The sequence below is a fragment of the Enterococcus sp. BSD2780061688st2 D3 genome, assembly GCF_005844145.1.
Lineage (GTDB): Bacteria > Bacillota > Bacilli > Lactobacillales > Enterococcaceae > Enterococcus_B > Enterococcus_B durans.
Genome location: NZ_SPHN01000001.1, coordinates 240,854 through 266,545, shown reverse-complemented (window position 1 = coordinate 266,545; position 25,692 = coordinate 240,854). Strand labels below are relative to the sequence as shown.

Genomic DNA, 25,692 nt, shown 5'->3' with positions numbered 1-25,692 from the left:
ATGAGAAATTATTGGAATAATGGCTATTCGTCAAATCGTATTGATGCAAATTTGTATAAAACTCACGATATGTGGTGCATTCTGTGTGCTACGTATTTTATTTTCATAGATTAGTCCTTGTTGCATATAGATGTCAAATTTATTCTAAAGAATTTCAAGCTGTCTTTTCTATACTTTTGAATCATAAAAAATATCGGCGAACTTCACCAACATCAAAAAGTATAGAACCAAAAAAATGAGCCAGATAACCTCGTTATGCAGAGGTTATCTGGCTCATTTTGTCTTACTTGATTTTTGCTTTACCGACTTGTTCACCATGGCGGACAAGTCCTGTTTGATCGAGTGATAATCCAGCTACTTTTTCATCGTTAGTTAGAACAACGAGGATATCTGTCTTTTTCCCTGCTTGCTCAACCGCAGCTAGATCCATTTCAGCTAAACGTGTATTTGGTGTGACAAGGTCGCCTTCTTTCACGTGTACAGTGAAAGGTGCTCCTTTTAACTCAACCGTATCAAGCCCCATATGAACAAGGACTTCAAGGCCTGCATCACTTAAGATACCGATAGCATGTTGTGTTTCAAAAACGCTAGTGACTTTTCCGCTGACAGGTGCATACACATTGTTGTTTGAAGGTTCGATCGCGTATCCTTCACCCATCATTTTTTGAGAAAAGACAGGGTCATCGACTTCGATGATCTCTTTAATTGGTCCATCTGCTACTGCAAACAATTCTTCAGTAAGAGCTACGCTAGTTGTTGCTGTGTTGACTGGTTCAAACTGTTTTGGAGCAACAGTGCTGCCGTCTGCTGTTTGTAATTGGACACTTGATTCAGCAACAGGTACAGCTGGATCAAGTTTATTTAAAATACCTTGACGTCTAAAGATGACAGTCAAACCGAAAGGAACAATGACTGCAATGACCATTGCAATGATGAATGGCAACCATGTTTGTGCTTGGATAGCTAAGATGCCAGGTAATCCTCCTACGCCGATCGCATTTGCACGTACACCCATCAAGTTAGCAAACATCCCTGCTAGACCTGAGCCAACCATTGCTGCCACAAATGGATAAACATATTTCAAGTTGATCCCGAACATTGCAGGTTCTGTTACACCTAAGTAACAAGAGATCATTGCAGGAATAGAGATTTGTTCTTCTTTTTTATTCCCTCTGTGTAAGAAGATGATTGCCAGTACAGCTGAACCCTGCGCGATATTTGATAGAGCAATCATAGGCCAGAGGTTCGTTGAACCAAAATCAGCAATCAACTGCATATCGATTGCATTTGTCATATGGTGCAATCCAGTAATTACTAATGGGGCATATAAGAAACCAAATACTGCACTGAATAACCAACTGATTGAAGAAGTCAACCCTGTATTTACGACATTTGAGATCCAGCTGCCGATTGTCCAGCCGATAGGACCTAAAATTACATGAGCTGCTAAGACTGTTGGTACCAAGGAGAATAAGGGTACGAAGATCATTGAGATCGACTGTGGGATATACTTACGGAAGAAAATTTCCAAATAAGCTAACATGAATCCGGCAAGCATTGCTGGAATCACTTGTGCTTGATAACCAATCATTTGAACTTGTGCAAATCCGAAATCCCAGAAAGGAATATCAGCAGCAGCAGTTGTAGCTACACTATAGGCATTTAATAATTGCGGTGAAACTAATGTGATCCCTAAAACAATTCCTAAAATTTGTGTAGTACCCATTTTCTTCGCGATACTCCAAGTGATCCCGACAGGTAAGAAGTGGAAGATTGCTTCACCTGGTAACCATAAGAATCCATTGACACCATTCCAGAACTGAGAATGTTCAACGATCGTTCCACCAAGACTCGCAAATTGGATACCTTCTAATACATTACGAAAACCTAAAATCAGTCCACCCACGATAATTGCAGGAATCAGTGGTGTGAAAATTTCCGCTAAAACAGCAATTGCTCGTTGGACCGGATGAAGATTTTGCTTGGCTGCGACTTTACTTTGTTCTTTGGATACGCCTTCAACACCAGATACAGCGACAAAATCATTGTAAAATGTGGCTACATCATTGCCGATAATTACTTGAAACTGTCCTGCGTTAGTAAACATTCCTTTGACACTGGGAATATCTTCGATTGCTTTTTCGTCTGCTTTTTGCTGATCATTCAAAACGAAACGCATACGTGTAGCACAGTGACTCACAGCGGCAATATTTTCTTTTCCGCCGATACTCTCTAGTAGTTTTTCGGCATCTACTTGGTACTTTGCCATAGGAATAAACCCCTTTCTTTTCAACTTGTGTATACAAGTTGTTCATATCCATACTATACTGTTTTATTTAGTTAATTGCAAGCGTTTTATTTGAAAATAAAAAAATCTTGTAACCGCTATAAAAACGATGGAGTGAATGGAGTAAGAAAGTAGCCAGAACATTGAAATCAGAAAAAAGCTGTAGTATAGTTGATTAACGAGTAAGAGATTTCAACTGTTTAGTGGAGGAGAAACGAATGAATAAATTCAATGAAATTTTTTTAGATTTGGAACAAAAAATTTTGGAAAAAGAATATCCTCCCCATACGTTGTTGCCAAGTGAGAATCAACTGATCAAGATTTATGGTGTTTCACGGGAAACAATCAGAAAAGCGCTTAATCTTTTGACAACAGAAGGTTATATCCAAAAAAAACAGGGAAAAGGGTCAATCGTATTAGAACGTAATCGATTTGATTTTCCAATCGCTGGTTTAACTAGCTATAAAGAGCTACAAGAAGCACAACATATTCCTAGTGAAACCATCGTGCAGACGTTAGAAGAAACAACAGTTGATCAAGCACTTAGCGATGTTACTGGTTGGGTAAAAGGAACACCGGTCTGGCATTTGATACGTCAAAGAAAAATCAATGGGGAAATCGTGATCTTGGATAGAGATTATCTATTGAAGGACGTAGTTCCTGTGTTGACAAAGCAGATCAGTGAAGGGTCTATTTATGAATACTTTGAAGATGAGTTACAGCTGACGATTGCTTATGCCCAAAAAGAAATCACCGTTGAACCTGTGACAGCAGCGATAGAAGAAGCTATGGATCTAAACGGAGACCAATACGTAGTGGTTGTGAGAGGCTTAGTCCATTTAGAGGATACGAGTTGTTTCGAATATACCGAATCGATCCACCGTTTAGACAAATTCCGCTTTGTAGAGTTTGCAAGAAGACGAAAAGTATAAACCTGTAGCAAAATGAGCAGATTGTTTGCTTCTCCCTCCTTTGTCATTATGATTAAAAGACAAGGAGGCGTTTTTGATGAACGAAATTGAAAAGAAAAAACAAGAGTTAAAAGAACAAGAACCAATTTCCTATGCAGTGACACAAGAAAACGCGACAGAACGACCATTCACAGGAAAATATGATGATTTTTATGAAAAAGGGATCTATGTTGATATTGTCAGTGGTGAGCCACTATTCAGCTCTGCCGAGAAATATGATGCAGGCTGTGGGTGGCCAGCTTTCAGTAAGCCAATCACAAGAAAAGATATCAAAGAAAAAGCTGATTTCTCACATGGGATGCATCGAGTAGAGGTGAGGAGCAATCAAGCAGACTCACATTTAGGGCATGTCTTCAATGACGGTCCCACAGAAAAGGGTGGCTTACGCTACTGTATCAATTCTGCGGCTTTAAAGTTCATTCCTTATGAGGAAATGGAACAGCAAGGATATGGCGACTATCGCTCGTTAGTTGAATGAAAGGTCTGACCATGACAAATTATCAAGTATAATCAAGAAAACGTCTAAGGCGGACAATCAAACGGCTTTCAGTAAAAGAATGACCAATATCTGAACTTTTTATCCACGATCAAGCGCTGTGAACGATGAAATTTGAGGCTGGGACAGAAGTGTTTAACTCCGAGAAATAAGAAGAAATGAACGAAAATTGCTTTTCAAATTTTTGTTAATTTCGGCTTATTTAAGAAGGAGTTGCTTCTGCTCCCGCCGTTTATTCGTTTTTAAAGAATGCGACAAAAGTGTTTCTTACTTCTGGCCCAGCCTCGCCTACTGGGGATAGTCACAAATTTCATTGTTTGCGGCTTTTTTCGTCGTATTTTTTTATCCGCTTATCGAGTCCAGCACTGTTTTTGACCTGTACCCGAGATGCTGGCTAGAGATGAGGGCAGAGAAAGCAACACTATGAGATTAAAACAGCTATTTCTCTCTGTTCCAAAGTTTATATGATTTTGGATACATATGACTTGATGATGCGGGAACAAAAATAGCGACCTCTTTTTTCAAAAGCCAAAGTGTGCTACAATAGGAGAAAATATGCGAACGTATGTGTGTGAAAGAAAGAGGATAACAAGATGTATGAATATCTGACAGGTGTGGTCACTTTTATCAATCCCTATTACATAGTAGTTGAAGCAAATGGGATCGGTTATCAAATTGCTTTGGGAAATCCTTACCGTTATAGCAGTCAAATGAACAAAGAAGTAAAAATCTACGTCCATCAAGTCATCCGAGAAGATGCGCATCTTCTCTATGGCTTCGGTTCTCTAGAAGAAAAACAATTATTCTTACGATTGGTCAGTGTTTCAGGCATTGGTCCTAAGAGCGCCTTGGCTATTATGGCTAGTGACGATCATTCGGGATTGATCCATGCAGTAGAATCTGGAGATGTCACTTATTTGACGAAATTCCCGGGTGTTGGTAAAAAGACAGCGCAGCAGATGATTCTTGATCTAAAAGGAAAATTTGGCGAGTTGAGCATCGAGACGCCCTTCAATTTATTTGATGAGACTGCACTGCAAGATGCAACGGCTCTATCTGAGGCAATGGAAGCTTTATCTGCATTAGGATACAGTGAAAGAGAAGTCAAGCGTGTAGAAAAACAACTAAAAGAAGTGGAAAATCAAACCACTGATGAATATTTACGTCAAGCATTGAAATTGATGATGAAAAAATAAGGAGGGCTATGAATGACAGACGAACATCTATTATCGCCTGAAACGGGTGAAAATGAACTTAGTTTGGAAAAATCCCTCCGCCCGCAGTATCTTTCGCAGTATATCGGGCAAAACAAAGTCAAACAAGAACTAAAGATCTATATCGAAGCAGCTCGTAATCGGGAAGAGCCTTTAGATCATGTATTATTATATGGTCCTCCAGGTTTAGGAAAAACGACAATGGCCATGGTGATTGCAAACGAAATGGCGGTGAATATCCGGACTACGAGTGGACCGGCTGTTGAACGACCAGGGGATCTAGTAGCGATCCTCAATGAATTAGAAGCTGGAGACGTATTATTTATTGACGAAATCCACCGGTTACCGCGGGTAGCAGAAGAAATGCTTTATTCGGCGATGGAAGATTTCTATGTAGATATCATGGTAGGCCAAGGACCGACTGCTCATCCAGTCCATTTTCCGTTGCCACCATTTACATTGATCGGCGCAACAACTAGAGCAGGAATGCTGTCGGCACCACTTAGAGATCGGTTTGGGATCATTTCCCACATGGAGTACTATGAAGAATCTGATTTAAGAGAGATCGTTATCCGTTCTTCTGATATTTTCCAAACAGAGATCATCGAAGAAGGTGCGTTAGAGATTGCACGACGCTCGAGAGGAACACCTCGTATCGCAAATCGCTTGTTGAAGCGAGTTCGAGATTTTGCGCAAGTCCAAGGCGATGGAAAAATCGATCAGCAGATCGCAGATCGAGCATTGACTTTATTACAAGTGGACCAAGCTGGGCTAGATTATGTGGATCAAAAACTGTTGCGGACAATGATCGAATTATATGGTGGTGGACCGGTCGGACTAAGTACTTTATCTGTCAATATCGGGGAAGAACGAGAAACAGTAGAAGATATGTATGAACCTTTTTTGATACAAAAGGGATTTTTAAAGCGTACACCGCGAGGAAGAATTGCGACTGCCTACGCATACGAACATTTTGGCTACGACTATCAGGTCTGATTTTGTAGTGAATTCAATTCTTTAAGTGGAAAGATAGGAGGAATGTGGATGGGTGATACACTGCACACGAAACAATTGATCAAAACCGTGTTTATCGATCTATGTCAAGAACAGCCTCTACAAAAAATCAGTGTTCAGCGGATTGCGCATGAAGCTGGAATCAATCGTCAGACGTTTTATTATCATTTTACAGATAAATATGATCTATTACGCTGGGTCTATTATGAAGACTGTTTACACTATCTAGATCCTGATTCTCTTTCTTTAGACAATTGGGAAGAACAAGCTTTGAAAATGTTAAAAGCAATCGCTGCTCAAAAAGATTTTTATGCAAGCACAGTCGTTTCAGACCAAGAAGTAATGCAAAAAGAATTTATAACGATCATCCAACAATCATTTATCAAGATTTTTGAAGAAATGGACGAGGAAAAGCAATTATCTTCAACAGATAAATTGTTTTATGCCCGTTTTTTCTCCTACGGTTGTAGTGGGGTATTGATCAATTGGATCACTCACGAGTATACTGAAACGCCAATGGAGATTGCGATGCAACTCTTTCGTTTAGCCAAAGATACAGAGTTGTATTCTTACCGGTTGTATGCAAAAGAAGAACTAGAAGAAAATGAATGAGGGGAGAACCTGTCAATGACTAGTGTTTTATTTGTGTGCTTAGGAAATATCTGTCGCTCACCGATGGCTGAGGGACTGTTGAAAAAGCGGATTGCAGATGCTGGGATGTCGCATCGATTTAGGATTGATTCAGCAGCCACTAGCACGTATGAAATTGGACGTTCGCCTCATCCAGGTACGCAAGCGATCTTAGCAAAAAAAAATATTTCTACAGAGGGTATGATTGCCCGCCAAATCCAGCCACAAGACTTCCAAAAATTTGACTGGATCATTGGTATGGATCAGTCGAATGTCGAGGAACTAAAACAGTTAGCACCTACAGATGCTCAAGCCAAAATCCATTTATTTTTGAGTAGTGTACCAGGGAAAGAAGAACAAAATGTTCCTGATCCATATTACACACATGATTTTGATGAAACCTATCAACTGTTGAGCCAAGGTCTTGATTATTGGCTAAAAATATGGAGGAAAGATCAATAAAATAACAATATATATGATAAGTTAACGCTTACTTTTTTTAACTGAAGCAAATCATATTCTTGTTTTTTCGCTAAAAATTAGGTAAAATAGACTTAATTAAGTAACACTTTCTTAGTTAAAGGAGGAGTGCATTCGATGAATGAAGAACCAGTATCACCTATGAAGAAACTGACCAAGTTAGTGACACATACGTCCTACCAGCTTTTCGATTCTTTTGTAAATGACACTGAGAAAATAGCAGAGAATGTACGTCTGCAAGGAAAGTTTGTTCTTGAACTACAAAAAGCGGCAGCGCAACACAGTTTAGTCATTCTGCAAGTCAGAGAAAATCGCATGAGTAATAAATATGAAACGATCTCGGGCTGGGTCGCAACGAAAACAGTGGAAAAAGAGCGGGTCATGATCCGTTTACAAAACCAAGAACAACAAATACGTATGGTACCAATTGAACAAATCGAAAAAATCACTAGCCTTTCACCAGCGGGAGAGCAAGAACGATTATCAAAATAAATCAAATCGAAGAGGTTGGGACAGAAGTGTTTAACTCCGAGAAATAAGAAGAAATTAACGAAAATTGCTTTTCAAATTTTTGTTAATTTCGGCTTATTTCCGAAGGATTTACTTCTGCTCCCACCGTTTATTCGGAGTTAGAGTCTGTGGCAAAACTGATTTTTAGTTTTGCCCCACGCTCTTTTTTTTGTATCAAAGGATCGAATATAAGCAGAAAATATAGTAGAAATAAAAAAGGTCCTGCTAGCCGGGGAGCTAGCAGGATAAGGAGTTAAAAATGAAAAAGTGTTGTTAGGGTTGTTTGTTGGTATGCTTATATAATAGCGAGGAGTTGTGAATTTTTTGTGACGAAAGTTTTTGAAAGTTGTTAAATTTCTTTGTAAAAATTATTTCTTATTGATAAAAGTTACTTGTTTATAAGAAATGGAAATAATCATCTCCTTAGATAGTATTTTCTATTTAGCTCATGATGAAAGTACATTGAAGAACGGATACTTATGAAGCAGTTCGCATTATCTTGTTACTAAAGGATAATTGTACGGCTGTTTATCATAAAAAATGAGACGTATCGTTGCTAAAAAATAAGCCTGATAATCAAAAAATAGGTCACACCATTTTTAAATTATCAGGCTATCAAAGCCGGTTATTTTTCAAGTAACAGTCATTTCTTTTGAGAAATAGTTACGTTAAAAGAAGCCTTACTCAGTCTAGTGCCGGTTCTTTTTTTATGCTACTCCAGATCAGTCCAATGATAAAACCAATGATCGCAGGAACGATCCAACCCATGCCTAATTGGAAAAATGGAAGATACTGCTTTGCATAATCCAAGATATGTTGGGCTATAGCTGACTGTTTGATAAAGTCGGGACAAGCATTCAAACCGTCTAAAATAGAAGCAATTAACGTAAAGTACGTAGTCATTCGATAAACAGCTGGACGTTGTTTAAATAATGGCCCCGCAAGAACTAGTAAAATCAGGGTCATTGCTAAAGGATAGATGAACATCAATACAGGTAAAGAAATCTGGATAATGTTTGTCAATCCCACATTCGCCACCAAACAAGCGAGTACACTAGCCATCGTCACGAAAAATAAATAGTTTCTTTTTGGGAACAGATCAGTGAAAGTCTCTGCAAAAGCAGTGATCAAGCCGATACCTGTTTTCAAACAGGCCAATACGACGATCAGTGCAAGTAAGATACTCCCGTAAGTTCCTAGATAATGGTCAGCGATTTGGGCAAGGGCGATTCCGCCGTTTTCACTTAGCGCAAAACCACCTAGGCTCATGGCACCTAAATAAGAAAGCAACGTATAGATGATCCCCATCAAAACAATACTGATCGCACCAGATTTGATGGTGTCTTTTGCAATAGCAGAAGGTTTCGTGACGCCCATATTACGGATCGTCGTCACAATGATGATCCCGAATGCTAAAGCGGCTAAAGCATCAAGTGTGTTGTACCCTTGAGTGAAACCAGTAAAAAAAGCATGATCTTGGTAACTCGGTTGGACAGCAGCATGTTGCACTGTACCGAGAGGACGAATAAATGCTAGTAACAATAAGAGTCCAAGTAATACTAAGAAAACAGGATTTAAAAATTTTCCTACATAATCGAGGATCTTCGTCGGCCTTCTTGATAGCCACCATGCAGCAAAAAAGAATAGAATACTAAAAATAGCTAAAAACAAAGTTTGCTGATCAGACTGTACAAATGGAGCTAAACCGATTTCATAAGAAGTGGTTGCTAATCTAGGTAATGCGAAGAAAGGTCCGATCACAAGATAAAGCAGAATAGTAAAAACCATTGCATACGTTTGATTGATTCTTTTAGCCAATTCATAGACGCCAGCCGTCTTCGATACGCCAATGGCAATGACACCTAAAAACGGGAGGCCGATTCCTGTTACTAAAAAGCCGAGGTTTGCCCAAAAAATCGAGGCACCTGCTTCTTGTCCCATGTGGACTGGGAAGATCAAGTTACCAGCTCCAAAAAATAAACCAAAAAGCATGGAACCGATAAACATATATTCTTTAAATGTTAACTTCTTTGTCATAAATAACTCCTTTACTTCTATTTTTTTTAAAGTAACAAAAATAGTACAGATTAGCAACCATTTTCTAGATAACGGCAGTAATAAATCTTTAGATATTCCGACCATTCCGTGCTAAAATATGAGGTAACTTACTAATAGGAAGTGATCATGTGACAAAATCAAGATTAGAAGCGTTCACGGATGGCGTCGTAGCCATTGTTTTGACAGTCTTGGTATTAGATATAAAGATCCCTGATCCGCCAGGTTTCCAGTCATTATGGGGAATTCGAAATACTCTGTTAGCTTATGGTATCAGTTTTATTTTTGTGGGAGTCATTTGGGTCAATCATCACCGTGTATTTCAAATGGCAGATAAGATCAATTATCGTGTCGTATGGGCCAATATTTTTTGGTTGTTCTGGTTGACACTTTGTCCGTCAGTCACAAGTTGGGTCGGCCGTAATCCGACTGAATTTTGGCCAGAGCTGTCTTATGTCCTTGTCTACACGATGTGGAGTTTTTCCTTTAGTATCCTGATGAAACAAGTGATGCGAGCGAATAAACCTGATTCGCATGTAGTCAAGACGTTGACGAAAGACCATCGAAGTTTTTTGTCGATGTTCATCAATATTTGTCTGATCGTCGGTGTATTTTTTATTCCAATGATCGGTTTACTCGGTCGTTTCCTCGTCTCTGGTTTGTGGCTTTTATCTTACCGAAAAGCCGATGAATACTACCATATCTTTTTTTCAAGAAAAGTTGAATAAAAAAACACCTGGGAATAATCCATTAAGGAAAATCCCCAAGTGTTTTTTATTTTTTCTCATATTTGATTCGATAGATGACCAATAGGCAAATGAACCAGACAGGTGTCAGTAACAAAGCAATACGTGTATCTTTCCCAAGAAGCAGGACAACACAGGTAAAAGCCATGTATAAGAAGACGAGGTAGTTACTGAAGGGATAAAAAGGCATTTTGAATGAATGAGCTTTTTTTCCAAGTATACTTTTTCGGTATTTTAAATGGGTATAGACAAGCATACTCCAAATGAATAGAAAACAAGTCGTTGCGATGCTACTGATCAAAGTGAAAACCTCACTAGGCATGATATAGTTCAAGACGACTGAAATAAAAATCACAATGGTTGAAAAGACTAATGCATTTCCAGGAACACGATGAGTAGTCAGCCGACGAAAACGTTTTGGGGCACTGCCTTCTTGAGAAAGGGAACGGAGCATCCGTCCAGTACTGTAAATCGCACTATTACAAGCTGAAGCAGCGGCACTCAAGACGACTAGATTGATCAATGAAGCAGCAATCGTAATGCCGATTTCTGAGAAAACTTCCACAAAAGGACTGTTGTCTGCATTTAAGCTGTTCCAAGGATAAATAGACATGATCACGAATAAAGATCCCAAATAAAAGAGAATGATCCGAATGGGGATATTATTGATTGCTTCTGGGAGTACTTTTTCAGGATTTTTAGTTTCGCCAGCTACTAATCCGACTAATTCGATTCCAGCAAAAGCAAAGGTGACCATTTGAAAGGATAGGATAAATCCTTTTCCGCCTTTTGGGAAAAAGCCGCCATGCGACCAGAGATTCGAAATACTTACGGTACCGGCACTTGTTTTATAGTGTGTGATGATCATATAGGCACCTATGATAATAAAAGCGATGATCGCTACTACTTTGATCAGTGCAAACCAAAATTCTAATTCTCCAAAAAGAGAAACAGCGACCATATTCAATCCTAATAATAAAACTAAAGCAATTATCTCAGGTAGCCATTGGGGGACGCCAGGTGCCCAATATCGGACATACATGCCCATAGCAGTAAGATCAGCCATGGCGATAGCGATCCAACAAAACCAGTAAGTCCAGCCCGTCACAAAAGCTGCTTTTTTTCCAAGATATTCTGCAATAAAATCCAGAAATGAATGGTTATTTGTATTTGATAATAAAAGTTCGCCTAATGCACGCATAATGAAAAAGCAGATGCATCCTGTGATCAGATAGGCAAAGAGGATCGATGGTCCAGCTAATTGGATCGATTTTCCTGAACCGAGAAATAGACCAGTTCCGATTGCACCACCAATTGAGATCAATTGAACGTGCCTGTTCTTGAGACCTCGTTGTAGTTCTTGTTGCTCTTCGTTCATCAGTTTACTCATCCTAACTAAAAATTTGATTACTTCCATATTAAGAGAATTTTCAAAAAATTACAACTTAGATTCAGAAAGCAATCAAATACAATTTTCATCGATTCATATGAAAAAGCTGACCTTTTTTCATTATAAAAAAGAATCGATAACGTATTTACTTGATGTCGATGAAAGAGCCGGCAATCAATCTAAGAGATTTGATATCTTGTTCCGTAAATGGTACGCGTACCAGTAAGAATTTTTGTTTTTTATTTAACTTCATTTTTTGAGGTGTCGTACTGATAACTAAATCTGCTTGTTTTGATTGTGGAACAAAAGTAACAAAATAGCTGTTTTTTAAATTAAGGATGACTTGCTGTTTTAGATAATTGGTCAATAAGTAATTCAAATCAGATTGTAGATTGATTGCCAAACGTGGTCGTAGTTTGTCAAAGGGACACAAAGCAAGACAGATCAGCAATTGATTTTGAAAACGAAAACTATTTTCGGGTACTCGATAGTTGTATTTTTGAGTATATGTGTCAAAGAGAGCGTTGAATTGATGGTAATAAGTTGGTTTTTCATTTTGAACAGCTAAAATCAACTCTTGTTGGTGAAAGAAATTTTCGTCTATTTTGAAGAAGTTGAGGCTGATGAACTCATAGCGATGTAAGCGAACAGCAAGTCTTTTTTCTTCTTCGTCCAACGGGGTAAAGTAATGTTCAAAAAGGTGAAACCAATCATTTGTAAGTTGATCAAACCACCCACTTAGTTCAGGTGGAAATGGTTGGAAGTCTTCCTCGTATCCAAAGATATCCGATGTCTGGATAAAAGCAATCAGTAGTTGCCAATCAGTTTGGTGCCATTCTGAGAGAAAAGCAGGTTTTTCAGGAATGGAGAGCGTTTTTAACAAGAGGGTTTGCCGTAATGTGAAAGTTAAGCGACTCTCCTGTTCCATTGCATTTAATTGGACGTAAAGCCAAATCGACAATAATTCTAAAGATTGTTCACTGGGGGATACCGCTAAATAAGTAAGGATTTTTCGCGATAGTTCCCAAATGAATTTTTTATTCTTGATCCAATCAATGCGAGAAAACTGACGGTGGATCCCATAGAGAAAAGCGTAGCTAAACATTCGTAGTTGCGCTTCTTCTGCTTTGATCGTTACTTTTGCAGAAACAGAGATGTGCATCTGATAATGATTGACCAACTTATTGATTTCTTTGATCTTCCGTTTTAATTTTGACACACTGACACCGTATTTATCACAGAATTCATTTGTAGAAAATTGTCTCTGCTGGATCAGCTGTTCAATGATTTCATAAAATAAATCTGATGAATAAAAATCATCATATAAATACTGCAGACTAGACGAACGGCGAAATAACTGGATTCCTAAATTAGGAGAGATGATCAGATAAGCCTCTCCATTTGGATAGATAAGTTCCATCTGTTCTTTGATTTCATGACAGCAATTTAAGATCGTCACTTGACTGCCAAATCCTAATTTTTTTTGGATTTCCAAGGAAGTCAAGGGGAGGTTCGTTTCATCCAACAAGTGAACAATCTTGATCTTTAGTTGAGTATTCGTGTCTAAACCGTACATAAAGCACCTCTTTTTTTAGATAAGCAAAAATTAAATGGAGTGGATATTTTACAGTATGTAATAAGGGTATCTTAAACTTTTTCGTTGAACAGCGTATAAAATAGAAGGAATTTTAATTCTTTTTTTATGTCAAACCTTACATTGGATGTTAGTTTTATTCATTTATGAGCGAGTAGAATAATTTTTATATAGGTATAAGAAATGATCTTCGATAATTATTCTTAAAAAGTAACGAATCGAAAAGTGTTCATTTTTGGAGATAACCCAACTTAAAATCTGGTCTTTAATTTAAGAAATAGAAACCCTATAGTTACTTATGAGAATTTTCACGATAAAAAGAAATCTTTATCTCATGGTTGCCTAAAAATAGTAGCAAATACTATTTTTTTGTTTCTGATCATCTAATAGGAGGTGAAGTGAATGAAAAAACAGCAAGTAATCTATTCATTGCTTTTTGTGTGTTTCATTTTATTTGGCACAACGAGTCAAATACGTGCAGCAACAACAGAGACCGTGACGCTCTCCGTTCATAAGCTCCTATTTGAAGATGGACAACTACCAGACTTGCAGACAAATGGGGGAGTACTGTCACAAGAAGATTTACCTGCTTATCGTGGCCTAAATGGTGTAACATTCTCTCTTTATGACGTTACTGACCACTATTATTCTTATGTGAAAAAAGGTTTAACGAAAGAACAAGTACGATCTAAGATAGCTAAACAAAATCCCACGCAGTATTTGACATCAGGTGTTACTGAGACGCAGCACGCTGAATCGGGAATAGTGAATTTCAATGTTCCAAAGTACAAAGCAAGTGGTTCCTATCAAGGAGAGTACGCTGTTTATTTACTTATTGAAAGCCATGCACCAGCAACCGTTAAAGAAAGAGCAGCGCCACTTGTTGTAACTTTGCCGGTCTACCAAAACGATCAAGAAGAATCAACGATCCATCTATACCCTAAAAATGAAGAAATCGCATATACAAAACCACCTTTCGAAAAACAAGTGTTGGATAAAAAGAACAGTTATGCCTATGGAGATCAGGTTTCTTATCAAATTACTACAACGATACCTGTAGACAGCTGGAATTATTCCACCTATCAAATCAGTGACCATGCAGACAAAGGCTTAGTCATGAAAGAAGGGTCTCTTCATGTGCAAGTTGGTGAACAAAAAACGATCGATTATCAGAGTTCAGTTGAAAAAAACGGGTTCACCATCCAGATTTCTCCAAAAACTCTAGCGGAATTTTCAGGAGAAAAAATGACGATCACTTATGAGATGTCATTGGGAAATGCTCAAATCGAACAAACTGATTTTACGAATACGGCGACGTTGACCCCTGGAAATCATCCAGCGATCAAAACGAAAACAACTGTCAAAAGTGGCAGACAAACATTTACTAAAGTTGATTTGAAGAACCGTAAAAAGACGTTAGCAGGGGCAGAATTTATTGTTCAAAATCAAAAAGGTCAAAGTTTGAGTCGTCTTGATGAGAAAAACAAATGGCTTGAGGTAGATAAAACACAACCAGTTGCTTCCTTAGAAAAGCAAGTAGTGATTTTAACATCAGATACAAAAGGAAATTTTAGTATAAACGGATTACCTGATGGAACGTATCAGTTGCATGAGATCAAAGCACCAACGGGATACCAACGTGCAGAAACCCCCGTTGTTTTTAACATTGATGCGATGTTCCCAAGTTCTGAGCCTTTATCGGTGATCAATCAAAAAAAGAATGTTCGATGGTTCCCTAAAACAAACGATAGCCAACAAAAAGGTCTGATTGTTTTAGGTATCCTTCTCATTTTTTTAGCAGGCGGCGTGATGGTTTTTAAATGGAAAGAAAAACGAAGGAGAAATAAATGAAAAGAACAGGTAAGGGAAGATTCAACATAGTTTTGGGGCTATTCGTTGTATTGATACCATTTCTTTTAGCAAGTACGGGAGCTGACGTATCTGCTGATGACACAACTAGCAAAGACACAACGGTCACATTGCATAAATTAGGGTATGACAAAGATCAATATCCTGATCAAGCAATTGAGAATACAGGTGACTCATTAGCAGATGACGGAACAGTTAAAGCAGGAACACCAATCAAAGGCGTGGTTTTTACTGCCTATGATCGAACAGACATTTATTGGACTGCTTATAAAGCTGCAGATGGGGATGCAGCTGCAAAAATGAAAGCAGGACAGAGTGCAGTCTTAAAAGCCAAGGTTGAACAGACAGAAGCGGGAACGGATTTTCCAGCAACAGATGAGGCGGGGCTTTCAACTGCTGATCTGGCTAACTTAGGCGGAACCAATAGCGACAATGCTGTTTATTTAGTCAAGGAAACAAAAACACCGGAGGGAGTAAGCAATCAAAAATCTGGTGATTTCGTGATTGGGTTACCAATTTTTAAGGATGAAGATATTTTAGATAAAAATATCGATATTTATCCTAAAAATATGTTTACTACAAGTACACTAGAATTTACAAAATATGGGATCGCTGTGGATTCGAAAGATGAAACAAAATTGACTCCTGCTTCACCATTAGCGGGTGCGATGTTTGTCTTAAAGGAAGAAAATGGCGATTATCTAAGCAATCAAAACAAGTTCGATGGGACAACTGCTGCGGATGCACAAAAATTCACATCAGATAAGTCGGGGGAAGTCAGCGTACCAGATATTTCATTAACGAGCGGAAAAACATATGAGTTTTACGAAGTGGACTCAACGATTTCAAAGAGCGCAAATGCAGATAAATACCATTACCTTGCAAATCGGGCACCTATCAAAGTAACGGCGAAACGAGGAGCCGCAGACAGCAAGATGGTGTTGACTTATACGTATATAGAACAAGATTCAAAAACAGAAACTACAGTCATTGGTACTCCAGATAAAGATGGAAAGTATGCATATACGTCAGCAACAGGAGCTAAAACGAATGAAGCAAAAGCATACAACACGGAAGTACCAGAACCAGATAAAACTGTAGATGACAGTGATGTGGATATTGATGAGAATTTGACTTATAAGATCAGTCAGCTTGTTCCGAATGATATTGCAGACTATCAGGAGTTCTCTTTGGTCGACACGTATGATCCACAGTTAGCGCTACTAGCGTCAGACAAAGATATTTTAGCAACCGTCACGATCGCTGGAAAGCCAGTATCAGATGTAGCGGGTACTTTTATTGATGATGCGACGCACAATCAATTTACAGTAAACTTTACACCAGCTGAACTAGAAAAATATGCGGGAAAAACGATTCAATTCACCGTGAAAATGAAAGTGAAACCTGGTGCAAAACTGGCTGCAGGGATTGATAATAAAGTAACATTCAACAATGACTTTACACCGAAAGAACACAAAGCAACTGTTAAAACATACGGCAAACAATTCGTTAAGACGGAGTGGCTGTCAGGGAAGCAATTAGGTGCCGCAGAATTTATTGTTCAAAGAGGAAACAGCTATTTGCAATATGTATCCAAAGGGCAACCCGTTGCCAAAATAACCGGCTATACCGATACTTCAAAAGATGATCTAGTCTGGGTGACTGATAAAGATCAAGCAACCAAATTGATCTCAGATGATAATGGTCAGTTTGGCGTACAAGGATTAGCACAAGCTGAAGCAGGACAACCAATCGATTATCAGTTGATTGAAACCAAAGCGCCTGAAGGACATGTCATCTTAAAAGATGCAGTGGTATTCAATGCGGATAACGGCACTGAAAAACTTGCCCAAAAAGTAGTGAACCATTCGAAAGGGATCTTACCCCATACAGGAGGAAAAGGAATCATCATCTTTATTGCTACTGGCTGTATGCTGATCCTAGTGTCAATCATCTATTTCAAAAAAAGAAATGGACAAACTGTTTAAGTCTAGGCATTCATTGAATGATCATATCAAATAATAATGAATCGTTAACAAATGGATCATTGGAGAAATCAACTGAGATGGTCAATGTTAAAAGAAGATCGTGGGACAAAAGTAAGAAACACTTTGGTCCCATACTTTAAAAACGAATAAACGGTGGGAGCAGAAGCAACTCCTCGGAAATAAGCCAAAATTCACAAAAATTTGAAAAAGCAATTTTCATTAATTTCTTCTTATTTCTCGGAGTTAAACACTTCTGTTCCAACCTCATTTGTTTTTTACAACATCGTACCAAGCACATAATAAAAATTCTTTTCGAAGAAGTCCGTGTCCTTTTATTGGTAATGCGCTAAGGAAGAATGGCAAGATCCTACCAGCAATTTAGCAAAAATTTGCACGGTTTTTTCGGCTACATACCAAAAAAAGGAGGCTTTCAAAATGAAAAAGCCGCCAAGAAAGCGTAAGACTGTTCGAGTAATGGATATCCTTATGCTTTTATTTTTAACAATTGGTGTTTTGTTACTCGCCTATCCTTTTGTTAGTGATGCGTTGAATAATTTCTTAGATCAGCAACTGATCACCGTATATCAACATCAAGCAAACAAAGAAAACCAAGCTGTAGTTCAAAAAGTGATCAAAAAAATGAATGAGAAAAACGCTGAACTAGTTAAAAACAAGGCGGAGCCTGGAATGGATCAGTACGATCAGGCTATCCAAAAAAAAGAAAAACGCAAAGTAGATAAAACCTACTATCAAGAACACACAATTGCTGTGTTGGAGATACCTAAAATCAATCTTTCATTACCGATTTTTGATGAAACGAATGAATACTTTTTACAAAAAGGGACCTCGTTACTAGAAGGAACAAGTTATCCTACAGGTGGCAAAAACACACATGCGGTTTTATCTGGCCATAGAGGGCTTTCTACTGCCAGGTTATTTACTGATTTACCAAAATTAGCAATCGGTGATACTTTCTACATTGAGATCAATAAGCAACACCATACGTATAAAGTCGATAATATACAGACGATTGAACCAACGAACACAGAACCTTTGAAAATACAAGCAAATAAAGACTTAGTCACTTTGATGACATGTACACCTTATATGATCAACACGCATCGCTTACTTGTGAGAGGGCATCGAGTCCCTTACAAAGAAACGAATGAAACAACGAAAATGAAGCGAATCTCCTTCATACAAGCGCATTTGATCTACTTATGGGGGCTGCTAGGGATCATAGGCAGCTGTTTGATTATCTGGATACTTTGGCATTGGACTATTTTAGGTATGTGGGAAAAACGGCAGTATGCTCTGCGGTTTTCATTGATTGACCGAGTCGGCTTACCTTTAAACGAAGTACTGATCACAGTCTATGATTCCCACAAAAAGAAGATCATTACTAGAACGCAAGAAGAAATATCGGATGTAACCAATCAGAATGGATTTATTGACTTAGGAGAATTACCTGGGAAATACTATCAGGTGAAAATTTCTCTTTCTCCTACACATTCATTTTTTGTAAAAATACGTCCTAAAAGCAGAACAGAGAACTATTTTATTTTTCGTAAAAATCGATACATCCGAATGATTGGGACAAAGGATCGCCAGTTGGATAGCCCGATCATTCAAATTAGGAGAAAGGATAAGTCATGAAAAAAGCAAGTAACTTTATTATTCTATTATTGATGATCATTCATACGATTATCCCTAGTAGTGCATTTGCCGAACAGACAGCAGAAACGTATCAAACCTATTATGAGAGGCATCCCGGTCAGGAAGATGACTTTTTAGGCGCAGCACAGCATTTCAATGTATTTGCCCGCAATGTCCATATAACAACAGATATAAATGGAAATGTCGCTGCACAAAATTTATATTCTACGCAGCAATCCTTTGATATTTGGCGTGGGCGAGAAAAAATGGATCTGATCAAAAATGATGATGACTATATCCAAAATATTTTGGCGGCTGATGGGACCCCTGCACCTATGGGAACTGGAATCCCAGCGAATACGGGAAACAATCAGACAACTTATTTGGCATTAGGAGAGGGCATTGATTACCAGGCGGTTGGAACCGACGGCAAACCAACGATCAATGGGGTAAAAAATGATCAAACAACTGCAAAACAAATTGTTCAAGATCAAAATGGACAAACGTTTATTGATTTTGACAGCGAGTTTACTCATTTGAGAAGTGCCAATGATGAGTTAGCAAAAAATGCGCAATCTGCGGATATCGTGGTGGAAAGTGATGATCAATTTCTCAAGGGTACTAAAGGAAAAGATGCAGTCTATACAGCTAGTGGGGATTTGAACAATCGAGTGATCGATGTATCGCAAATTGATAAAGAAGCTGTTGTTATCAAATTGAACGCAGCAGTTTTAGCGGATACTTACACACTGGATATCGTAGGCCTAGAGGCTGCAAATGCCAGTGATACAAATAAAGAAGTATTCATTGTCGTTGATGGCGAAGGTAGTGACAGTGTTACTATCAATGGAAAAATCAAACTGTATTATAAAGCAGGAGAAAATCCTGCAGATGTTACAGGTAATACATTCGTTGATAATCAAGGAAATACGGAACAGGAACGTCTAGAAACTGAGTTGATGGATTTTGCAGATAGTACGGTTTTATGGTCTTTTACAAATACGACCCAAGTGTCTGGAAAACTTTCAATTGGTAAGATGAAAAATATCGAACTCCATTCCCCGTGGATCGGCAGTATACTGGCACCAGATGCTACTGTAGACGGGACAGGGGTCAATATTCAAGGATCTGTAATCGCAGATACCTATCTGGGATCAGGCTCGTTATACCGATGGGATTGGCAAGGAGAATTCTCACCGAACAAAACCAATGGGGAAAAAGTAATGGTCGAAAAGTATGATGGCCATACAAAAGAAAAACTCACAGATGAAAAACTCATGGATACGTTGACTTATACAGTAACGAATTTAGCAAGTAAGCAAACAACTGAGCTGACAGAGAAAAATAACTGGGAGGCTTCTTTTGTACCAGGCGATTATCAAATCGTTGAAACAAATGCGCCTGAAGGGTATGCAGTAGATGCGACCCCGATCAACTTTACCATCGACCAAAAAATGCAAGTGACAAGTGGTAGTCAACTCGTTGATAGCGTTGAGCCAACCTCGAGTGGCCTTTATCTAAAAGACAATCAGCTTGTTTTTCGGCAATTCGATGAACCAAAACAGGCAACTGTCAAAAAGAACATCCACCTATTGAAATATGACCAAACAACAAAAAAAGAAGTGGCAGATCTATCAGGCTTAACGTTTAAACTAACGAGCTACCAAGATGAAGCCAGACAACAAGTAAAAGAGCAGATCCCTTTAACAAAAGACTATCAAGCTGAACTAGAACCAGGATTTTATGGTGTCCAAGAAGAAACAGCGCCAACAGGATATGCACTAGAAAATAGTGAATATTATTTTACTATTGATTCAACTGGAGCAGTGAAAGGGGCCGATTCTTCAGCAATCGCCACGTGGAGTGATGGTTATTTGATACAATCTCCTGGATCAGCAGATACGTTATATCAATCAGCGGACCAACTCTATTTCCAGAAGTTTGACCAAAAACAAAAGCAGGCGAAGGAATTCAATTTACAATTATTGAAATATGACAAGTCTACAAAAAAACAAGTTAGTGATCTCTCTGGACTAAGCTTCCAATTGACGCAGTACCAAGCCGGAGAACACAAGCAGGTAATTGAGCAACAAATGATCACAGGTAATCAAATCAGTGACTTTACGATCAAGTTAAACCCAGGTTATGATTATACGATCAAAGAAGTCACAGCACCAGATGGGTATGAACTAAGTAATAGTAATTTTGATTTCAAGATTACCGAAGATGGGCAATTGTCCTCTGAAAAATCGGTGGGGGTACCACAGTGGAATCCATCTTTTGAGACAAAAGCAGAAACGAATCAAGATCTTTTATATCAAGATGGCAAGCAACTGTATTACCAAAAATTTGATAAAAAAATAGCACAAACTGTGACGAAAAAAATCAAATTATTGAAATATGATAAAACTACTCGTACACCGATTGGAACACTGACTGGCTTGAAGTTTACGATTACTCAGTATAGTGATGAGAAGTATACAAAAACCAGTCGAGTAATCGATGTAGCGCAGGATTACACTGCTGAATTGACTCCAGGACATTACAGTATCACGGAAACTAGTGCACCAACTGGTTTTTCCGTCGAACATACGCCTTATTATTTTACGATTAAAGCAGATGGAGGAGTGAAGGTGCTTCATGGTAGTTTGAAAGAATGGTCTGCTGGCTATCTTGTAGTAGCAAATACAAATGAAGACCAACTTTATCAAAACAAAGATCATCTATATTTTGAAAAGTTCGATACAACGCAAATGGATCAGCTACAACTTCATCTGTTGAAATATGATGGGCAAACACAAAAAATAATCAAAAATATCAGTAAATTAAAATTTCAAGTAACGCAATATCAACAAGCTGATCCTACGAAAGTAGTTAAGGTCCAACAGCTCTCTGGAGAAAAAGCCAGCGACTTTACAATGACGGTAAAAGAAAGCAGCATTTATAAGATCCAAGAAATCAGTGCGCCAGAAGGCTACCAGTTAGACGACAGTACCTTTGAATTTACAGTAGATGCAAATGGAACGTTCCACTTGAAGGGCGGTCAAGCGGCTCCTCAATGGCAATCAAAGGATGAAGCAGTTGCTTCTGCAAAGGTGGACCAGTTGTATCAGCAAAAGAGTGAAGCTTATTTTCAAAAAATGGATAAGAAAAAAGCAGTGCCTATCTTGCCGCAAACGGGTGGACATGGAACGCTTGGATTTTATCTGAGTGCAAGTCTTTTCATCGTATTGGCTGGGATTCTCTATAAAAAAAGAGCAAAAAATTAAACAAGCAAAACAGGGTTAGGCAAAAGTGATTTACTTTTGTCTAACCCTGTTTTGCTTGCTTAAATGCTAAGAACTCTTTTTCAGTTTATTTCTTGGTGCTTAACGATTCTTTTGTCCTGTTTAGTTTTATCCTTTTTGTAAGATACGAGATAAAAATTCTTTTGTTCGTTCCTCTTTCGGATGAACAAAGATGTCTTCTGAAGTTCCTTCTTCTGCAATCACACCTTTATCCATAAAGATCACCCGATCAGAAACATCTTTGGCAAATTCCATTTCGTGGGTCACGATGATCATCGTCAAACCGGTATGAGCCAAATCCTTGATCGTGCTTAATACTTCACCGACCATTTCAGGATCAAGAGCAGAGGTTGGTTCATCAAAGAGCATGACATCGGGATTCATCGATAACGCACGGGCGATCGCTACCCGTTGCTTTTGTCCACCAGATAGTTGTGAAGGTTTTGCTTCGATATAACGCTCCATACCAACTTTCTCTAAGTTTTCAAGAGCAACTTTTCGAGCTTCCTCTTTGCTTCGTTTCAACACAGTTGTTTGTCCAGAGATACAATTTTCTAAAACATTCATATTGTTAAAAAGATTGAATGATTGGAATACCATTCCAACGTTTGTTCGATACTTAGGTAAATTATATTTAGGTGATAGAATATTGTCACCGTTATAGACGATTTCGCCACCAGTTGGTTTTTCTAATAGATTGATACAACGCAGCAAAGTAGATTTACCAGAACCGGAAGAACCGATGATCGTGACAACTTCCCCTTTATTGATCGTCATACTGATATCTTTTAATACTTCGTTTTCACCAAAGCTTTTTCTTAAATGGTTGATTTCAATGATTTTTTCGCTCATGATGCTTCCTCCTTATTCCTGCAAGTTTGAATTGTCGATTTCTTCGATCTTTGTATAGGCTGAAGGGCCATCGATTTTCTTCTCAACAAAGCGCAGGATTCTTGTGATAGTGAAAGTCATGATCAAGTAAATGATACCAACGATCGTAAATGTTTGGAAGAACTGGAAGTTCGCACCAGCAGCTGAATTTCCTTGGAAGAACAAGTCAGCAACTCCGATAACACTCAAGACAGCTGTATCTTTGATATTGATAACAAATTCATTTCCTGTGGCTGGCAAGATATTACGCAAGACTTGTGGAACAACTACTTTACGCATCGTTTGACCATGTGTCATCCCGATAGCTTGTGCTGCTTCAAATTGTCCAGGATCGACTGCGAAGATCCCCCCACGAACGATTTCAGTCATATACGCACCTGTGTTGATCGAAACGATGAATAGGGCAGCGATCGTTCGATCCAGTGAGATCCCAAAGGCTAATGCTAAGCCATAGAAGACGACCATTGCTTGAACCATCATTGGAGTTCCACGGAAGACTTCTATATAAATAGAAAGTAATAGGTTTGCTAATTTCTGGAAGAAACGAGTAACTGCATTGTCTGACTCAGGAATCGAACGGAAGACACCGATCAATAAACCAAGAGTTGTACCAACGATCGTACCGATCAAGGCAATGAATAACGTTAGTCCTGCACCGCGCAAGAACATGTTTCCATATTGATCCCAGATCGTTTTGAAATCATTTAACAGACCTGAGTCTTCTTCGTCGTCTTCAGTAGAAGCTGGTTGATCTTTAATTGCTTGATCCATGATAGTTGTACGTTCTTTACTTGAGATTCCACCAAGTATTTGATTCACTTTTTGGATGTCAGGGTCGCCTTTGCGCATCCCAACTGCAATTTGAACATCCTCAGGCTTCGTTTGGAAGCCATTTTCGCCTTTTAGTTCAAGCATTTTTAAATCTTTATTGACGCTTGTTGCAGTTACTCCTTCAGGTCGTTCACTGATATAGCCATCGATCATACCAGAAGTTAACGCTGTACGCATTGCAGAAAAGTTGTCCATTGCCTGTTGTTTATCTACTCCAGGGATCTGATCGATCACATCATAATGGAAAGTATTTAGTTGAGCAGTGATCTTTGCTCCAGAAAGATCAGCTAAACTTTTGGCATTTGCATATTTTCCGTCTTTTTGTACCACGACAACAAGTTGAGATTCATAATAAGGATCGGTAAAGTCGATTTCTTTTTTACGTTCCGCAGTAGGACTCATACCGGCGATGATCGCATCGATTTTACCAGATTGAAGGGCAGGGGCTAAACCATCCCATTTTGTTTGGATAATGACTAATTTTTTTCCTAGACCATCTGCTACTTTTTTGGCGATTTGAACATCATAACCACCAGCATAGCTTTTTTGACCTTGGATCGGTAATCCATTGTTCGCATCGGTTTGCTGTGACCAGTTGAACGGTGCATAACCTGCTTCCATACCTACACGAAATTCATCGTTCGGTGTTTTTTCATCTGCACTTACTAAGTTTCCGATACTGAAAAATGAAAAGATAAATGCAAATAATAGGGTGAGTGTAACTGAACTTTTTTTCATATTCTTTCTCCTTTTCTTTTCACACGCATGAATCAGGATCTTCCAAATAGAAAACCATGAGCCACTTCGTTAGAAAGAACCGCTGAATGGGGAACTTTCTAATCTGTTACGCATAATTTTTGCACGAGCGGTCAAATAAATGCGTTGCAATAGCTTATCAGGAGGAAATAAAAAACGACCACTTCGAGGATATGAAGGGGCCGCTAAATTTCATAGAGTGATAAACCTCTCACAAAACATAGCGCAACTTAGCATCACTGCTAAGACAGTCCATAAGCTCTTAACTTATGTCCCAACGTAAACTTTAAGCAAAAAAGAGTACATTTCGGCGATCCTCCCTAGTCCTGCTTCGACATGTTTGCTTCACTCCACAGGGTTAATGATTCTCGCGACCTCTACCTCATTGATTGAGGTAACTCGTATTCAGTTATTTATACAAAAACAGTTTACGATAGCCAAGATGCTTTGTCAATCCATAACTTGTCTTTTTCATAAAAACACTGACTAAACATAGAAAATTTTCATTCGTTTTCATTTTTACCATGATTTTTTGGCGTTTTCCCTTTGATTTTAAAAGAATAAATATTCACTCTAAATCGAAATTGGTCAAAAAAAAAACCTTCCGCAAAAAAATCTTACAGAAGGTAAAAAAGCAGTGGTATTCAGAAAAAAACTTTGTTTGCCACCATGATCGTTACTGGCTAAAGAAACCAGCAGCAACGATCAAGCCGCTTTGTTCACAACCTTTGGCTCGCGGCCTAAGATTGCTTGTAGAATAACTGTTACACCATATATTGCTAATACTAAATAGATCAAACTTGAATATTGTGTGATGCCCCAACCCCAAGTTCGGTAAACAACTAAAGTAATGGCTAAAACGATAGCGGCTAGTACATTGAAAAATGCAAAAGCCCAAAGATTCCCGTTTTCTTTACGTACAAGATAAAAAATCGAGAAATAAATACTTAATGCTAACCAAGCGATACAAGCTAAAATAACGCCCCAATAAATAATGAATGGTACCATGTCAATTCACCTCACTTTG

Annotated in this window: 20 protein-coding genes and 1 riboswitch; of the genes, 13 read left to right on the top strand and 7 right to left on the bottom strand. The window is 38.5% G+C overall.

Annotated elements, in window-relative coordinates; all coding sequences use genetic code 11:
* Positions 1 to 283: 283 nt before the first annotated feature.
* The gene (gene treP, locus FGQ66_RS01140; RefSeq protein ID WP_138301433.1) at positions 284 to 2,269 is read right to left on the bottom strand and encodes a PTS system trehalose-specific EIIBC component; all 1,986 of its coding nucleotides are present in this window, start codon (positions 2,267 to 2,269) and stop codon (positions 284 to 286) included.
* 236 nt (positions 2,270 to 2,505) lie between these two features.
* Between treP and treR the strand changes: the two genes are divergently transcribed.
* From treR to FGQ66_RS01105, 7 genes are all read left to right on the top strand, one after another.
* The gene (gene treR, locus FGQ66_RS01135) at positions 2,506 to 3,219 is read left to right on the top strand and encodes a trehalose operon repressor (RefSeq protein WP_005875275.1); all 714 of its coding nucleotides are present in this window, start codon (positions 2,506 to 2,508) and stop codon (positions 3,217 to 3,219) included.
* 76 nt (positions 3,220 to 3,295) lie between these two features.
* On the top strand, positions 3,296 to 3,736 hold the full coding sequence (gene msrB / locus FGQ66_RS01130; RefSeq protein WP_005875277.1) for a peptide-methionine (R)-S-oxide reductase MsrB: 441 nt from the start codon (positions 3,296 to 3,298) through the stop codon (positions 3,734 to 3,736).
* A 611-nt stretch (positions 3,737 to 4,347) separates the two neighbouring features.
* Complete coding sequence (gene ruvA / locus FGQ66_RS01125; protein ID WP_005875279.1) at positions 4,348 to 4,950, top strand: Holliday junction branch migration protein RuvA; 603 nt, start codon at positions 4,348 to 4,350, stop codon at positions 4,948 to 4,950.
* A 12-nt stretch (positions 4,951 to 4,962) separates the two neighbouring features.
* Positions 4,963 to 5,964 (top strand): Holliday junction branch migration DNA helicase RuvB, encoded by a 1,002-nt coding sequence (gene ruvB / locus FGQ66_RS01120; RefSeq protein WP_005875281.1) that lies wholly within the window; start codon positions 4,963 to 4,965, stop codon positions 5,962 to 5,964.
* A 48-nt stretch (positions 5,965 to 6,012) separates the two neighbouring features.
* The gene (locus tag FGQ66_RS01115) at positions 6,013 to 6,594 is read left to right on the top strand and encodes a TetR/AcrR family transcriptional regulator (RefSeq protein ID WP_138301431.1); all 582 of its coding nucleotides are present in this window, start codon (positions 6,013 to 6,015) and stop codon (positions 6,592 to 6,594) included.
* Positions 6,595 to 6,609: 15 nt separating this feature from the next.
* Positions 6,610 to 7,074 carry a low molecular weight protein-tyrosine-phosphatase gene (locus FGQ66_RS01110; RefSeq protein WP_138301430.1) on the top strand — a complete coding sequence of 155 codons (465 nt, stop codon included), beginning with the start codon at positions 6,610 to 6,612 and terminating at the stop codon, positions 7,072 to 7,074.
* A 135-nt stretch (positions 7,075 to 7,209) separates the two neighbouring features.
* Positions 7,210 to 7,584 carry a hypothetical protein gene (locus tag FGQ66_RS01105; RefSeq protein ID WP_081133757.1) on the top strand — a complete coding sequence of 125 codons (375 nt, stop codon included), beginning with the start codon at positions 7,210 to 7,212 and terminating at the stop codon, positions 7,582 to 7,584.
* Between the two features lie 702 nt (positions 7,585 to 8,286).
* Here FGQ66_RS01105 and brnQ read toward each other — a convergent pair.
* Positions 8,287 to 9,639, bottom strand: coding sequence for a branched-chain amino acid transport system II carrier protein (gene brnQ, locus FGQ66_RS01100; RefSeq protein ID WP_138301429.1), 1,353 nt, complete (start codon positions 9,637 to 9,639; stop codon positions 8,287 to 8,289).
* Positions 9,640 to 9,788: 149 nt separating this feature from the next.
* Here brnQ and FGQ66_RS01095 point away from each other — a divergent pair, with 149 nt between their 5' ends.
* Positions 9,789 to 10,385, top strand: coding sequence for a TMEM175 family protein (locus FGQ66_RS01095; protein WP_005875291.1), 597 nt, complete (start codon positions 9,789 to 9,791; stop codon positions 10,383 to 10,385).
* A 46-nt stretch (positions 10,386 to 10,431) separates the two neighbouring features.
* Here the strand turns inward: FGQ66_RS01095 and FGQ66_RS01090 are convergent, their stop codons facing one another.
* Both FGQ66_RS01090 and FGQ66_RS01085 read right to left on the bottom strand, forming a co-directional pair.
* Positions 10,432 to 11,781: an amino acid permease gene (locus FGQ66_RS01090; protein WP_005875292.1), complete on the bottom strand. Its 1,350-nt coding sequence runs from the start codon at positions 11,779 to 11,781 to the stop codon at positions 10,432 to 10,434.
* A 157-nt stretch (positions 11,782 to 11,938) separates the two neighbouring features.
* On the bottom strand, positions 11,939 to 13,369 hold the full coding sequence (locus tag FGQ66_RS01085; RefSeq protein WP_228012544.1) for a helix-turn-helix domain-containing protein: 1,431 nt from the start codon (positions 13,367 to 13,369) through the stop codon (positions 11,939 to 11,941).
* A gap of 420 nt (positions 13,370 to 13,789) precedes the next feature.
* Here FGQ66_RS01085 and FGQ66_RS01080 point away from each other — a divergent pair, with 420 nt between their 5' ends.
* From FGQ66_RS01080 to FGQ66_RS15340, 5 genes are all read left to right on the top strand, one after another.
* Positions 13,790 to 15,238 carry a SpaH/EbpB family LPXTG-anchored major pilin gene (locus FGQ66_RS01080; RefSeq protein WP_113845147.1) on the top strand — a complete coding sequence of 483 codons (1,449 nt, stop codon included), beginning with the start codon at positions 13,790 to 13,792 and terminating at the stop codon, positions 15,236 to 15,238.
* Positions 15,235 to 17,244 (top strand): pilin N-terminal domain-containing protein, encoded by a 2,010-nt coding sequence (locus FGQ66_RS15345; RefSeq protein WP_230315181.1) that lies wholly within the window; start codon positions 15,235 to 15,237, stop codon positions 17,242 to 17,244. Before FGQ66_RS01080 ends, FGQ66_RS15345 begins: the two co-directional genes overlap by 4 nt.
* Positions 17,245 to 17,261: 17 nt before the next feature.
* Entirely contained in the window at positions 17,262 to 17,384 is a 123-nt protein-coding gene (locus FGQ66_RS15540; protein ID WP_283205171.1) for a hypothetical protein, read from the top strand.
* 295 nt (positions 17,385 to 17,679) lie between these two features.
* Entirely contained in the window at positions 17,680 to 18,900 is a 1,221-nt protein-coding gene (locus tag FGQ66_RS01060; RefSeq protein WP_138301428.1) for a class C sortase, read from the top strand.
* Complete coding sequence (locus FGQ66_RS15340) at positions 18,897 to 22,169, top strand: SpaA isopeptide-forming pilin-related protein (RefSeq protein WP_230315180.1); 3,273 nt, start codon at positions 18,897 to 18,899, stop codon at positions 22,167 to 22,169. The genes FGQ66_RS01060 and FGQ66_RS15340 overlap by 4 nt, the downstream gene beginning before the upstream one ends.
* A gap of 126 nt (positions 22,170 to 22,295) precedes the next feature.
* On the opposite strand, the gene FGQ66_RS01045 is transcribed toward FGQ66_RS15340, so the two are convergent.
* The 3 genes from FGQ66_RS01045 to FGQ66_RS01035 form a co-directional block, all read right to left on the bottom strand.
* Positions 22,296 to 23,039, bottom strand: coding sequence for an amino acid ABC transporter ATP-binding protein (locus FGQ66_RS01045; protein WP_138301427.1), 744 nt, complete (start codon positions 23,037 to 23,039; stop codon positions 22,296 to 22,298).
* 12 nt (positions 23,040 to 23,051) lie between these two features.
* On the bottom strand, positions 23,052 to 24,647 hold the full coding sequence (locus tag FGQ66_RS01040; RefSeq protein WP_005875301.1) for an ABC transporter permease subunit: 1,596 nt from the start codon (positions 24,645 to 24,647) through the stop codon (positions 23,052 to 23,054).
* A 231-nt stretch (positions 24,648 to 24,878) separates the two neighbouring features.
* Positions 24,879 to 25,053, bottom strand: a riboswitch (Lysine riboswitch).
* A gap of 317 nt (positions 25,054 to 25,370) precedes the next feature.
* Positions 25,371 to 25,673, bottom strand: coding sequence for a hypothetical protein (locus FGQ66_RS01035; protein WP_005875305.1), 303 nt, complete (start codon positions 25,671 to 25,673; stop codon positions 25,371 to 25,373).
* Positions 25,674 to 25,692: the final 19 nt, after the last annotated feature.